This is a genomic window from Phenylobacterium sp., from assembly GCF_036402295.1.
Classification (GTDB): domain Bacteria; phylum Pseudomonadota; class Alphaproteobacteria; order Caulobacterales; family Caulobacteraceae; genus Phenylobacterium.
In genome coordinates this window covers 1-12,790 of record NZ_DASWTE010000292.1, presented here as the reverse complement: position 1 = coordinate 12,790, position 12,790 = coordinate 1, and the positions used below count along the sequence as shown (strand labels likewise).

15 protein-coding genes are annotated in these 12,790 nt (G+C 69.5%); 5 read left to right on the top strand and 10 right to left on the bottom strand.

Annotated elements, in window-relative coordinates:
• The first annotated feature begins 9 nt into the window (after positions 1–9).
• Entirely contained in the window at positions 10–141 is a 132-nt protein-coding gene (locus VGD44_RS26540) for a DUF418 domain-containing protein (protein WP_414694683.1), read from the top strand.
• A 10-nt stretch (positions 142–151) separates the two neighbouring features.
• Here VGD44_RS26540 and VGD44_RS17675 read toward each other — a convergent pair whose 3' ends face one another.
• The 4 genes from VGD44_RS17675 to VGD44_RS17660 form a co-directional block, all read right to left on the bottom strand.
• The gene (locus tag VGD44_RS17675) at positions 152–895 is read right to left on the bottom strand and encodes an SDR family oxidoreductase (RefSeq protein ID WP_331089532.1); all 744 of its coding nucleotides are present in this window, start codon (positions 893–895) and stop codon (positions 152–154) included.
• A 64-nt stretch (positions 896–959) separates the two neighbouring features.
• Positions 960–2,501 (bottom strand): acyl-CoA synthetase, encoded by a 1,542-nt coding sequence (locus tag VGD44_RS17670; RefSeq protein ID WP_331089530.1) that lies wholly within the window; start codon positions 2,499–2,501, stop codon positions 960–962.
• Positions 2,501–2,911, bottom strand: a complete 411-nt coding sequence (locus VGD44_RS17665; RefSeq protein WP_331089528.1) for a MaoC/PaaZ C-terminal domain-containing protein — start codon at positions 2,909–2,911, stop codon at positions 2,501–2,503. Before VGD44_RS17665 ends, VGD44_RS17670 begins: the two co-directional genes overlap by 1 nt.
• A 3-nt stretch (positions 2,912–2,914) precedes the next feature.
• On the bottom strand, positions 2,915–3,439 hold the full coding sequence (locus tag VGD44_RS17660; RefSeq protein ID WP_331089526.1) for an FAS1-like dehydratase domain-containing protein: 525 nt from the start codon (positions 3,437–3,439) through the stop codon (positions 2,915–2,917).
• Between the two features lie 132 nt (positions 3,440–3,571).
• On the opposite strand from VGD44_RS17660, the gene VGD44_RS17655 reads away from it, so the two are divergent.
• Positions 3,572–4,420 carry a phytanoyl-CoA dioxygenase family protein gene (locus VGD44_RS17655; protein ID WP_331089524.1) on the top strand — a complete coding sequence of 283 codons (849 nt, stop codon included), beginning with the start codon at positions 3,572–3,574 and terminating at the stop codon, positions 4,418–4,420.
• Here the strand turns inward: VGD44_RS17655 and VGD44_RS17650 are convergent, their stop codons facing one another.
• Genes VGD44_RS17650 through VGD44_RS17630 form a run of 5 tightly spaced genes read right to left on the bottom strand, consistent with a single transcriptional unit; the run spans position 4,421 to position 8,213 of the window.
• A complete protein-coding gene (locus tag VGD44_RS17650) occupies positions 4,421–5,251 on the bottom strand; it encodes an amidohydrolase family protein (protein ID WP_331089522.1) in 831 nt (276 codons plus the stop codon).
• Positions 5,251–5,691, bottom strand: a complete 441-nt coding sequence (locus VGD44_RS17645) for an RbsD/FucU family protein (RefSeq protein ID WP_331089520.1) — start codon at positions 5,689–5,691, stop codon at positions 5,251–5,253. Before VGD44_RS17645 ends, VGD44_RS17650 begins: the two co-directional genes overlap by 1 nt.
• A complete protein-coding gene (locus VGD44_RS17640; RefSeq protein ID WP_331089518.1) occupies positions 5,685–6,692 on the bottom strand; it encodes an aldo/keto reductase in 1,008 nt (335 codons plus the stop codon). The genes VGD44_RS17645 and VGD44_RS17640 overlap by 7 nt, the downstream gene beginning before the upstream one ends.
• Positions 6,689–7,372 carry a GntR family transcriptional regulator gene (locus VGD44_RS17635; RefSeq protein WP_331089515.1) on the bottom strand — a complete coding sequence of 228 codons (684 nt, stop codon included), beginning with the start codon at positions 7,370–7,372 and terminating at the stop codon, positions 6,689–6,691. Before VGD44_RS17635 ends, VGD44_RS17640 begins: the two co-directional genes overlap by 4 nt.
• A gap of 31 nt (positions 7,373–7,403) precedes the next feature.
• A complete protein-coding gene (locus VGD44_RS17630) occupies positions 7,404–8,213 on the bottom strand; it encodes a phytanoyl-CoA dioxygenase family protein (protein ID WP_331089513.1) in 810 nt (269 codons plus the stop codon).
• Between the two features lie 137 nt (positions 8,214–8,350).
• Between VGD44_RS17630 and VGD44_RS17625 the strand changes: the two genes are divergently transcribed.
• Genes VGD44_RS17625 through VGD44_RS17615 form a run of 3 tightly spaced genes read left to right on the top strand, consistent with a single transcriptional unit; the run spans position 8,351 to position 11,840 of the window.
• Positions 8,351–9,115: a phytanoyl-CoA dioxygenase family protein gene (locus VGD44_RS17625; protein ID WP_331089511.1), complete on the top strand. Its 765-nt coding sequence runs from the start codon at positions 8,351–8,353 to the stop codon at positions 9,113–9,115.
• Positions 9,116–9,144: 29 nt separating this feature from the next.
• On the top strand, positions 9,145–10,263 hold the full coding sequence (locus VGD44_RS17620; RefSeq protein ID WP_331089509.1) for a glycoside hydrolase family 172 protein: 1,119 nt from the start codon (positions 9,145–9,147) through the stop codon (positions 10,261–10,263).
• 56 nt (positions 10,264–10,319) lie between these two features.
• Positions 10,320–11,840: a UxaA family hydrolase gene (locus VGD44_RS17615; protein WP_331089507.1), complete on the top strand. Its 1,521-nt coding sequence runs from the start codon at positions 10,320–10,322 to the stop codon at positions 11,838–11,840.
• Between the two features lie 563 nt (positions 11,841–12,403).
• Here the strand turns inward: VGD44_RS17615 and VGD44_RS17610 are convergent.
• Complete coding sequence (locus tag VGD44_RS17610) at positions 12,404–12,658, bottom strand: hypothetical protein (RefSeq protein ID WP_331089505.1); 255 nt, start codon at positions 12,656–12,658, stop codon at positions 12,404–12,406.
• Between the last annotated feature and the right edge of the window lie 132 nt (positions 12,659–12,790).

Genomic DNA, 12,790 nt, shown 5'->3' with positions numbered 1-12,790 from the left:
TGGGCCTTCATCCTGCTGTGGAGCCGGCCGTGGCTGGCGCGCTTCCACTACGGTCCGTTCGAGTGGCTCTGGCGCTCGCTGGTGCAGTGGAAGCCGCAGCCGTTCGTGAAGGGCGCGAAGCCCGCGACGGCGACGACCTAGTCGCGCCGGATCAGTGCTGCCCGCCGTCCACCCGTACGATCGCGCCGGTCGTGAACGAGGACATCGGGCTCGCCAGGTAGAGCGCGGTCGTCACCACCTCTTCCGGCCGGCCCGGACGGCCCAGGGCGTTGGCGGCGGTTTCCCGGGCCTCGGGCGTCCAGGCCTTGGAGATGTCGGTCAGGAACGGCCCGGCCGAGATGGTGTTGACCCGCACCTTCGGGCCGTACTCGTGCGCCAGCGAGACGGTCATGGCGTTCAGGGCGGCCTTGGCGCCGGAGTACGGGACCACCCGCGGCAGCGGCACCAGCGCGCCGGTCGACGAGATGTTGATGATCACCCCGCCGTCCCCGTCGGCCATCCGCTTGGCCACCTGCGACGCCAGGCGGAACGGGCCCTTGAAGTTGAGGTTCATGACGCTGTCGAACAGCTGCTCGGTAACCTCGTGGCTGGGCATGGCGGGGCTCATGCCGGCATTGTTCACCAGGATGTCGATGCGACCGAACTCGGCGTAGGCGGCCTCGATCAGCCGATCGATCTCGTCCCAGCGGCCGGCGTGGACGGCCACGGCCAGGGCCCGACGGCCGAGGGCGCGCACCTCCTCTGCGGCCGCCTCGCAGGCCTCGAGCTTGCGGCTGGCGACGATCACGTCGGCGCCGGCCCTGGCGAAGGCGCGGACCATCTGCAGCCCCAGGCCGCGGCTGCCGCCGGTGACCAGCGCCACCTTGCCGGTCAGGTCGAAAAGCTCGCTGGTCATGTCCGTCCCTCGCTGGCTTGCGGCCGCACTGTGCCGCCCGTCCGCAAGGGAAAGGAACTGTCGATCAGCGGGCCGACGCCTTGGCCTGCGCCCAGTAGGCGTCGCGGATCAGGCGCTTGTAGAGCTTGCCCGTCGGATGGCGCGGCAGCTCCTCCATGAAGTCGATCTGGCGGGGCAGCTTCACGCCCGAGAGGCTCGTGCGGCAGAAGGCGGTGAGCTCTGCGCGGAACGCGTCGCCGGCGTCGGCCCAGTCCATCGGCTGGATCACCGCCACCACCTTCTCGCCCATCTCCTCGTCGGGCGCGCCTACCACCGCGGCGTCGGCCACCTTCGGGTGCGTGACGAGCAGGTTCTCGATCTCCTGCGGATAGATGTTCACCCCGCCGGAAATGATCATGAAGCTTTTGCGGTCGGTGAGGTAGAGGTAGCCCTCCTCGTCGAGCCAACCCACGTCGCCGAGCGTCGTCCAGCCGTACTTGTTGGTGCTGTCGGCCGTTTTCTCGGGCGCGTTGTGGTACTCGAATTTCCCGCCGCCCGCGAAGAACACCATGCCTTCGGTACGCGGCGGCAGCGGCTCGCCGTCGTCGTCGCAGATCTTCACCTCGACCGGCAGGGTCGCGCGGCCGACCGAGCCCTTGTGGGCCAGCCACTCATGGCTGTCGATCACGGTGCGACCGTTGCCCTCGGTGCCGGCGTAGTACTCGTGGATCAGCGGACCCCACCAGGCGATCATCTGCTCCTTCACCGGCACCGGGCACGGCGCGGCGGCGTGGAAGACCACCTTCAGTGAGCTGTGGTCGTACTTGGCCCGCACCGCCTCGGGCAGCTTCAGCATGCGCACGAAGTGGGTGGGCACGAACTGTACGTGGGTGACGCGGTGCTTCTCGATCTGCCGCAGGCAATCCTCGGCGTCGAACTTCTCCATCAGGATGACGGTGCCGCCCAGCCGCTGGACGTTCATCGACCAGCCCAGCGGGGCGGCGTGATAGAGCGGCGCCGGCGAGAGGTAGATTGTGTCCGGGTCCATCCCGTAGCCCTCGCGCGCCCACTGCGTCAGCGCCTCGGCCTCAAGCAGCGACCCGCCGGCCAGCGCCCGCTTCACGCCCTTGGGCCGACCCGTCGTGCCGGACGAGTAGAGCATGGCGCCGCCCGGCGTCTCGTCGGGGACGGGCGTGGCCGGATGCTTCGCCCGCTCGGCCTCGAAGGACGCGAAGGGTGCGATGGCTTCGTCGGCCATCAGGAGCGCCACACCGGAGAGGTTGGCGGCGACCTCCAGGGCGATCGGCGCCATGGCCTTGGAGACCACGAACACCTTCGCGGCGGAGTCCCTGACGATGTACTCGACCTCGCCGGGCGTGAGCCGCGAGGAGATGGCCGTGTAGCGCAGGCCGGACCGCTGCGCCGCCCACAGCACCTCGTAGTAGATGGGGTGGTTCTCCATCATGATGGCCACCCCGTCGCCCACCCGGAGGCCCAGCGCCCGGAAGAGCTGGGCCCCCTGGTTGGAGCGGTCGTTCAGCTCGCGGAACGTCACCACCTGGCCGCTGGCGGCCATGATGTAGGCGGGCTTGTCGGGCGTCGTCTCCGCGAAGACGCTGGGATGCATCAGGCGTCGATCCGCGCTTCCGCGTAGCCCGACAGCACCTCGACGCCGTCCTGGTTCCTGGTGGAGACGTCGAACTTCGCCAGCCCGTTCGCGATCTCAGTCACGGTGGCGCTGGCGTCCAGCGTGTCACCCGGCCAGACCTGGCTGGTGAAGCGCACGCCGTACTTGGTCAGGCGCGCATCGCCCACGTAGTCGGTGAGCATCTTGCCGGTCATGCCCATGGTCAGCATCCCGTGGGCGAAAACCGACGGATAGCCGGCCACCTTGGTCGTGAAGACCTCGTCGGTGTGGAGTGGGTTGTAGTCGCCCGAGGCGCCCGCGTACTGGACGATCTGAGTGCGCTTCAGGTCCTCGACGAGGCGGGCGGTGTGGACGTCGCCCACCTTCAGCTTGGCGGCGGACAGTGGCATCGCTCAGGCCTCCTCTTTCTTGGGCGCGGGCTGCTCGACCGGGCGCTCGGTGCGCACGCCGACGCCGCGGGCGGTGACCACCAGCTCGCCGTTCTGGTCGCGGTATTCGGTGACGCTCTCGGAGAAAACCAGCTTGCCCGAGCGCTTGCCTTCCTTCTCCCAGGTCTTGCCGGGGAAGGTGGTGGCCGTCAGCACGTCGCCGGCCCGCACCGGGCGGTGGTACTCATAGTGCTGCTCGGCGTGCAGGCCGCCGCCTCCACCGCCACCACGGCCTCCACCGCCTTCGGTGCGGACGATGCCGGTCGGGTTCTTGCCCGACCCGAACCAGGGCTGGCCCACCTTGGGCCGCAGGAAGTAGTCGGGATCGAACTGGGCGCTGGCCTGGACGAACGTCGGCGGGGCGATGATGCCGCCGGCCTCGGTCTTCTTGGCCGCTTCCTCGTCGGTGTAGACCGGGTTCTCGTCGCCGATCGAGCGGGCGAACATGAGGATGTGGCTCGCCTCCACCGGAAATCTCTTGGCCGCCATGGCGCTTCCTCTCGTTGGGCGGTTTCTCAAGGTACCGCCTCTTCGAATTGAGGCGGTCTCGCGCTGCGTCAGTCAACCCGCTTCCGTGTCGGCGGATTGCCCGCTGAGCGGATTGGGCGCTAACATGTCAGCATGGCTGAGACGCTGTTCGGCCCGCCGCCCGGACCGGTCCTCGACGTATCGCCGACCGCGGACGACGTCGCCTTCTTCCGCGCGAACGGCTTTCTGGCCGTGGAGCGCCTGACCACCGACGAGGAGGTCGACTGGCTCCGGCGGATCTTCGAGCACATCTTTGATCCGGCGAATGCCGGCAACCCGGGCGGCCCGGTCGACCGGTCGGGTCTCCGCATCCCCGAGATCGCCGGCAAGCTCACCCAGTCGTTCTTCCCCGAGATGCAGTTCCCGGAGATCCTTGAGACCAACTTCCGCCGCAACGCCCGACGGTTCGCGGCGGCGCTGCTGGACCAGGACGAGGCGCAGCTCACCAGCTGGGGCCACATGATCCGCAAGGCGCCCGGCGGCCCGGCCGCCAGCTGGCACCAGGACCACGCCTACTGGCAGCCCGAGTTCGACTACTGCGCGCTCGGCGTCTGGCTGCCGATGCACGACGTGAGCGTCGAAATGGGGGCCATGCAGTTCATCCCCGGATCGCACCGGCGCGGGCTGCTGCCGCACCGCCAGGAGGATGATCCGTCCCAGAACGTCCTGATGGTCGATGAGCGCGCCGGCGTCGACCTCTCGACCGCCGTCGCATGTCCGCTGAAGAAGGGCGGCTGCACGTTCCACCACGCCGAGACCCTGCACTACACGGCGCCCAACACCACCGACCGGCCCCGCCTCGCCTTCCCGATGGAGTTCCAGCTGAAGCCCGTCCGGCGGGCCCAGCCCGAGCGCATGCCGTGGGTGGACGAGCATCGCGCGGCCATCGGCGGCGCCGGCCCGACGCTCTACATCCACGACGGCCGGATCACGCGGCTGTAGCTAGCGGAGCCCGTAGAAGCGGGCGGCCGTCCCGCCGAACGCATCGGCTCGCTCGGCGTCGTTGAGGCCTACCGTCAGGGCCTCCGCCGCCGCGAGCCAGTCCAGATAGTCGCCGTTCTCCGTCAGGACCGGCCAGTCCGAGCCGAACATCAGGCGCGAGGGGCCGAAGGCCTCGATGAGCACTTCGACGTGGGGCCGCAGCGTCTCGACGGTCCAGCCCGGCGCTGCCTCGGTCGCCAGGCCCGAGAGCTTGCAGACGGCTCGGCTGTCGCGGGCGATCGCGCGCATGTGCTCGGCCCAGGGCGCCGTGACGCCCGCGGCGATCCCAGGCTTCGCGCCATGGTCGATCACCACGGGCAGATCGGGGTAACGGTCCAGCAGACGTCGGATCGCCGGCAGCTGTGGCGGCTTGATGAGGGCGTCGAAGCGCAGCCCGTTGGCGACGAGCGCGCGGAGGGCGGGCTGAACCTCGTCGCGGAGGATCCAGTCGGGATCGGGCAGGTCCTGCAGCATCGGGCGCAGGCCGGCCAGCCGCGGGTTCTGCGCCAGGCGCGCGATCTCGTGAGGCGCCTGCGAGGATGCGAAGTCCACCCAGCCCACGACCGCGCCGACGAACGGCGTTGCCTCGGCCAGCAACAACAGGAATTCGGTCTCCGCGACGGTCTCCGCGGCCTGGACCAGCACCGTGCGGTCGATCCGCGCTTGGGCCAGCAGCGGCGCTAGGTCGCCCGGGAGGAAGTCGCGGCAGAGGTTGGGGACCTGCGCCGGATCGAGCCAGCCGTAGTCGCCGCGGTCGATCCGCCAGAAGTGCTGGTGAGCGTCGACGCGCATCAGCCGCCGTCCTGCGGCGGGATGGCCCCCTTCTTCAGGATCAGGTTGCCCCAGAACCGCGGCTCGCCGGTGGCCACGATGGCGTAAGCCTCGCGGGCGCGCTCATAGAAGGCGTGGCGCTCGATGGCGCCGATGGGCCGCTCGTAGCCGGCGGCGGCCAGCACGCGCGCGTACTCGTGGCAGACGAGCGGCATGATCTCCGGCGCAGAGGTGTCGGCCATGCGAAACGCCGCTTCGGGCACGAAGTCGTCCAGGGGCAGGACGCTTACGACGGCCTGCAGGACTCGGGCGCCGTCGACCCCGTCCAGGCGCACGAGGCGTTGGGCGTTGGCGTCGGCGGGGAAGTTGGCGTCGGCGATGACGATCTCGTCGCCGTGACCCATGGCCCGCAGGATGGCGAGCAGCTCGGGGCCCAGCAGCGGATCGATCCCTTTCAGCACGGCGCGGGCGCCGGGACGGGCGCGGCGGGATGCAGGAGACCCTCGGCGCGCAGGGCGTTCCAGAGCCCGGGCGGGATGGCCAGGGCCTGGGCGGCGACGTTCGCCCTCACCTCGTCGGCGCTCATCGCGCCCGGGATGACCGTGACCACCGCGGGGTGGGCGCCAGCGAACTGCAGCGCGGCGGCCGCCAGCGGCGTGCCGAAACGGCGGCACACGGCCTCGATCCGGCGGACCCGCGCGATCACCTCTGGCGGCGCGGCCGCGTAGTCGAACGAGGCGCCGGCTTGCGGCCCGCGCGCCAGGATGCCGGAGTTGTAGGGGCCGCCCAGGACGATGCCGACGCCGCGCTTGCCGCACGCCGGCAGGAACCTGCCCAGCGGCCCCTGCTCCAGCAGCGTGTAGCGGCCGGCGAGCAGGAAGAGGTCGGGGTCGGCCCGCTCCAGCAGCCAGGCGCAGGGCTCCCACTCGTTGACGCCCATGCCGATGGCCGAGACCGCGCCGGACCCGCGCAGCTCCCTGAGCGCCCGCCAGCCGCCCAGGTCCATCAGCTCGGCGAGCCGCGCCTCGCAGGCCGCCCAGCCGCCGTGGTTGCGAGCGTCGGTGTCGTGGACGAACAGGATGTCGATGCGGTCGAGGCCGAGGCGGTTCAAGCTCTCTTCGAACGACCGCATCACGCCGTCGTACGAGTAGTCGAAGACGCCGCGCACATGGGGCGTCTGCAAATAGACGCCAGCGCCCTCCTCGCCTGGCGCACACGGCTCCAGCAGCCGGCCGACCTTGGTGGAGATCAGGAAGTCCCCGCGCCGCTTGCCCGCCAGGATCCGGCCCAGCCGCATTTCCGAGAGGCCGTGGCCGTAGAGCGGCGCCGTGTCGAAGTAGCGGAGGCCGGTGTCCCAGGCCGCTTCGACGACCGCCTCCGCCCGGGCCTCGTCCAGCACCTCGCCCAGGTTGCCCAGCGGCGCGCCGCCGAAGCCGAGGCGGGTGAAGGGCAGCGGCGTCACCGGCCGGCGGCCTCGATCGCTTCGAGCTCGCGCTCGACCGAGCGCGCGACCTGGGTCAGGTGGGCGCGCATGGCGGCGGCGGCGAACTCGGGATCGCCCGAGGCGATGGCGTCGACGATGCGGCGATGCTCGGCCAGCGTCGCCTCCGGCCGGCCGGCTTCCGGCAGACCCAAGCGGCGGGGGCGGTCCAACGGCGCGCGGGCGGCGTCCAGCAGGCGCATGGCCCGTGGCGCCTCCAGGGCCCCGAAGATCGCCGCGTGCATCGCCTCGTCCAGATCGTAGAAGAGCGCGAGGTCGCCGGCGGCCAGCGCCTCGGCCTGACCGGCGAGGTTCGCCTGCAGCTCAACGGTCAACTCCGGGTCGATCGCCTGGGTCACGCGCCGGATCGCCTCGACCTCGAGGGCGGTGCGGATGAACAGGCTCTCGCGGACGTCCTCCGCGCGGATCGGTGCGACGAAGCTGCCATGCTGCGGGAAGACGTCGACCAGGGCCTCGTCGGCCAGCCGGGCGATGGCCTCGCTGACCGGCGCGCGGCTGACGCCCATCTCCAGCGCGATCTCCTCCTTACGGAGCGGCGCGCCCGGCGGCAGCGCCAGCTCGCGGATGCGGCGTCGCAGTTCCCGGTAGACGCGTTCGGCCTTCGAGGTGTCGGAGTTGGCGGCGGAGGGGAGCAGGGTCATGCGGCGAGACTGAGGGCTGTCGCGGCCGGCTTCAACCGGCCTCGGCCCGCTTGGCGTTGAACAGGCGGTTCAGCTCCAGCGTATGGGGGTGGCCTTCGGGCTGGTAGGTGTAGAGCAGCGCGCGCCGGTCGCCGTCGGTGCGGTTCGGCAGCGAACGGTGCACCAGGAAGGCGCCGAAAAACGCCACCGTGCCGGCCGGGACCTCCAGCGGGACCAGCCGGTTCAGATCGAAGGCGTCGGTGTCCATCTCCAGCGCGCCGAAGCCTTCGGTCTGGCGCTGGGCGTGCTTGCCCACCGTATGGCTGCCGGGCGCGACTTCCAGGCAACCGTTCTCGATCGTCGCGTCGTCGAGGAAGACCATGGCGGTCGCCATCCGGTGCGCGACCGGGGTCATGCCCTCCCAGTACGGGAAGTCCTGGTGCAGCACGATCGGGCCGCCGTGCTGGGCGCGCTTCACGTTGAGCTTCTCGGTGAAGAGGATGATGTCCTCCTCGCCCACGATGTCCTTGCAGGGATCGACCAGGCGGCGGTCCAGGCCCCAGGCCTCCAGCGGCTTGGAGATATGCGCGAAGGGCTCCACGCCCTGGACCACGTCCGGCGCACCGGGCTCCCACTTCACGAACGTGGCCAGGTCCTTGAGGGCCTCGAACATGTAGCTGCCGACGAGGTGCTTCGTGCGCCGTTGGGCGGCTTCCAGGTCGGCGATGAGCTGCTCGCAGTCGGCGGCGATGGCCGCGCACTCTTCGCGGCTGAAGACGTCCTCGCGGACGATGAAGCCGTCGCGGGCGTAGACGCCCTGCTCGGTGGCGTCGAACCGGAATGTGCGGGTCTTGTCGAGCATCGGCGTGTCCTCGGCGGCGGGGCGCGCGGGGCCTATTGACATGCCACTCTGCGCTAGCGGACGGACGCCTTCAAGCGCTTGACGGTGCTTTGCGCCATTCTAACATGTTAGGCGCCGCGCAGGCCGAGGAGCCTCCGATGACCTACCCCGCCCTCACCGATCGCCACCGCGCGTTCTTCATCGAGCATGGCTGGCTCGTGGTCGAGGACGCGATCCCGCAGGCCGATCTCGACGTGCTCGAGGCCCATTGCGACATCCTCGTCGACAAGAAGGAGAAGCTGGCCTTCGACTGGGCGTGGGACGCCAAGGAGGACAAGGAGAACCGGTCGTTCCGGATCGTGCAGTCCTCGCCGTCGATCGTCTGGAAGGAGATCGCCGAGCAGCCGTACCGGCAGTGGCTGACCGCCTTCGCCTCCGGGCTGATGAACCTCAAGCTGGAGTTCTGGTACGACCAGTTCCTCGGCAAGCCGCCCAGCAGAAGCACGCCCACCTACTGGCACCAGGACGAGGGCTACTGGGGGCGCAACCTCGACGACAAGGGGATCACCTGCTGGATCCCGCTGCAGGACGTCGACGCCACGAACGGCTGCATGCACTTCATCGACGGCGGCCACCGCGCAGGCGTGCTGACCCACCGGCGCGTGGAAGGCATGGCCAGCGACATCCTCACCTGCGACGTGGACGAGGCCCGCGCAGTGGTCTGCCCGATCCGGCGGGGCAGCGTGACGTTCCACCACTCGAAGACCCCGCACATGACCACGGCCAACACCTCCAATCGGTGGCGGAAGGCCGTGACGAACCACCTGCAGGCCGTCGGCGCCGGGGGCGAAGGGGGGCACTATCCGTGGAAGGTCTATGTGAACCAACGCACCGGCGAGGTTACGGTCCCCGAACGGGGCTGATCCGACCCACAGTCGAGGAGGGGACGCCGATGGCGGGATTCAACGGGCTGGGCATGCACATGGGCGTGCTCTCGCGGCTGTCGGACGCCCAGAGCCGCTCGATCAGCCCGGAGAACTTCACCGGCGAAAAGGGCAAGGGCGGGATGGCGACCGAGGGCACCGGCGCGCCCTACGCCGCCGCCGCGGGCCTGGGCCAGGGCTGGAAGATCAGCCCGTCGGTCTTCATCGAGGTGGGCGACACCTTCACCCTCGCCGAAATCGAGGGCCCGGGCGCGATCCAGCAGATCTGGATGACGCTGGCGTTCGGCAAATGGCGCCACGCCATCATCCGCATGTACTGGGACGACCAGGAGCAGCCCTCGGTGGAATGCCCGGCCGGCGACTTCTTCGCCAACGGCTGGGAGCAGTACGCCCAGGTGAGTTCTCTGGCGGTGTGCGTGAACCCCGGCCGGGCGTTCAACTGCTACTGGGAAATGCCGTTCCGGAAGAAGGCCCGGATCACGATGACCAACATCGGGGTCGAACGGCTCTACGTGTACTACCAGGTCAACTACACCCTGACCGAAGTGCCCGAGGACTGCGCCTACTTCCACGCCCAGTTCCGGCGGACGAACCCTCTGCCCTATGGCGAGGTCTACACCCTCCTCGATGGCGTGCAGGGCCAAGGCCACTACGCGGGCACGTACATGGCCTGGGGCGTCAACAACACCGGCTGGTGGGGCGAGGGCGAGATCAAGTTCTACGTGGACGGGGACGGGGCGTTCCCGACCATCTGTGGCACCGGGACCGAGGACTACTTCTGCGGAGCCTACGACTTCGATCCCGGGATCATGGAGAAGGAGAAGTACGGCAAGTCGTTCTACCAGGAGTTCAACAGCCCCTATGCCGGCCTGCCGCAGGTGATCCAGCCCGACGGGGCCTACAAGAGCCAGCAACGGTTCGGCCTCTACCGCTGGCATGTCATGGACCCGGTGCGGTTCCGCGACGACCTGCGGGTGACGATCCAGGCCCTGGGTTGGCGGCCGCGCAAGCAGCGCACCTACCTGCCCCTGCAGGACGACATCGCCTCGGTGGCGTTCTGGTACCAGACCCTGCCCACGGCGCCGTTCCCGGCGCTTCCCGACCGCGACTATTTGGAAGTGATCTAGTTGCCGCGCGACGGGTCAGCTAGAATGTTAGCGCGAAATCACGGGAGCATTCGGGCATGACGTTGGCAGAGCAGACGGCGGCGGTTCCGGTGATCCGGCTGCACCCGCTCGACAACGTGCTCGTCGCCAGCCGCCGCGTGCCCAAGGGCGCCGCGGTCGAGGGCGTGGCCGCGCTGGCCGACATCCCCGCCGGCCACAAGGTCGCCGTCGCGGCCGTCGCAGCGGGCCAGCCGATCCTGAAGTACGGCCAGGTGATCGGCGTTGCGACGGCGGCCATCGCGGCGGGCGCTCACGTGCACACGCACAACCTTGCGGTCACCACCGAGCGCCGCGGGGCCGAGGCGCGCGCGACCACTCCGCGCCATGAGCCAGCCCGCAGCTTCATGGGCTTCCAACGCGACGACGGACGGGTCGGCGTGCGCAACTACGTGGGCGTGCTCACCTCGGTGAACTGCTCGGCCACGGTGGCGCGGCTGATCGCCCAGGAGGCCGAGCGCTCGGGCCTGCTCGACGACTTCCCGAACGTGGACGGCGTCGTGCCGATCACCCACACCTCGGGCTGCGGCATGGCCGCCAGCGGCGAGGGCTTCGACCTGCTGCGCCGGACGCTGTGGGGCACTACGGCCAACCCGAACTTCGGGGCGGTGATGCTGGTGGGCCTGGGGTGCGAAGTGATCCAGACGGCGAAGTTCGCGCAGGACTTCGGCCTGGCCGGCCGCGAGGCCTTCCAGGCCTTCACGATCCAGGACGTCGGCGGTACGCGCCGCGCCGTCGAGCAGGGCCTGGAGCGGCTGCGCGAGATGCTGCCGCTGGCTAATCGCGCCCGGCGCACGAAGACGCCCGCGTCCGAGCTGGTGCTGGGGCTGCAGTGCGGCGGTTCCGACGGCTGGTCAGGCGTGACCTCGAACCCAGCGCTGGGGGACGCGGTGGACCGTCTCGTGGCCCTGGGCGGCACGGCGATGCTGTCTGAGACCCCGGAGATCTACGGCGCGGAGCACCTGCTCTACGCGCGGGCGACCGATGACGTATCGGCTAAGCTGAGGGCCCGGCTCGACTGGTGGGAAGCCTACACCCAGCGCCACGGCGCCGAGATGGACAACAACCCCTCCCCCGGCAACAAGGCGGGCGGCCTCACCACCATCCTCGAGAAGTCGCTGGGCGCCGTGGCGAAGGCCGGCTCGTCGCCGCTCGTGGACGTGATCGAGTACGCCGAGCCGGTGCGGTCCAGGGGCCTTGTGTTCATGGACAGCCCGGGCTTCGACCCCTGCTCGGCCACCGGCCAAGTGGCGTCGGGCGCCACCATGATCGCCTTCACCACCGGCCGCGGCTCGGCCTTCGGCTGCAAGCCGTCGCCGTCGATCAAGCTGTCGTCCAACTCCGAGATCTACCGGCGCATGAGCGAGGACATCGACGTCGACTGCGGCCCCATCGCCGACGGCGGCGCGACCGTGTCGCAGAAGGGCGCGGAGATCCTGGACCACCTGCTGGACGTGGCCTCGGGCCGGCGCACCAAGAGCGAGGCCCTGGGCTACGGCGGCAACGAGTTCGTGCCCTGGCTCATCGGAGCCACGATGTAGGGGCCGCGGGCCCGATGTCGGGGAGCTTTTGCGATGGTGCCGCCCTCCCGGATCGAACGGGAGACCTCCAGAGCCACAATCTACCGTACAATCAATGATTTCGGGAATCTAGGAAGATGGAATTCTTCGGCCGCGCGGTGTTGAAACGTCGTGAACTTGGATGAATTTCAGGCTCTCTCGCCGTCTCCCTAGCACCACAAGCCGACATTGGCTCATCGCCCGTTGGCGAACGCCTCTATGACGATCCCAACTTCGCGATACCACACCAGCGGATCATGAAGATCGCAATGGATGGGCATCGCGCCCCCTGCAAGGCGCTGCCTGGCGCCGCGTCGCCCGCGCTTGTCCACAGCTCTCCGCACCAGGGATTTCGGACGCCACCCGGCCGCGCCTGTTCCCCCTGTTGGCGAGGCAGTCACATTCCGAACCGCCGACCCATTCCGCGCATCAGAACGACGTACCCATCCTCAAGCAGACGCCGCAGTCGCCCATCCTGAAGCTGGGCAAGCCTCGATCGGACCGACGCCCACTGCGGGCAGAAGCGGCTTTTGAATCCGCCGCGTCTACCAAATCGCCACACCCGCGCGGCGGTCGTTCCTAAACTCTGTCGGAGGGTTCGCCAAGGCGCAGCATGATTCTATGCCGCCATCGAACCCCTGCAGCATCAGCTCGGCGCCTGCGGCGCGCAAGGGCACGAGCGCGAACCCGCCGATGGCGGCCAGCTTGAACCCGAGCTCTGAAAGGAAGACCGGTTCACCCTCGACAACAATAAGGATGTCGGAGTAGCGCTGCGGCGCGCACACGCACGGCTCGACCACGCTTTCGACCGGCTTTGCGGCCCGCCTCAGCCGACCTGAACCACCGCCTGGCCGCTGATCAGCTCATCGGCGCAGGCTACTCCAGGTCGCCTCACCCTTCCTGGAACGCGCAGGCCAACCCCGCCGCGAGGG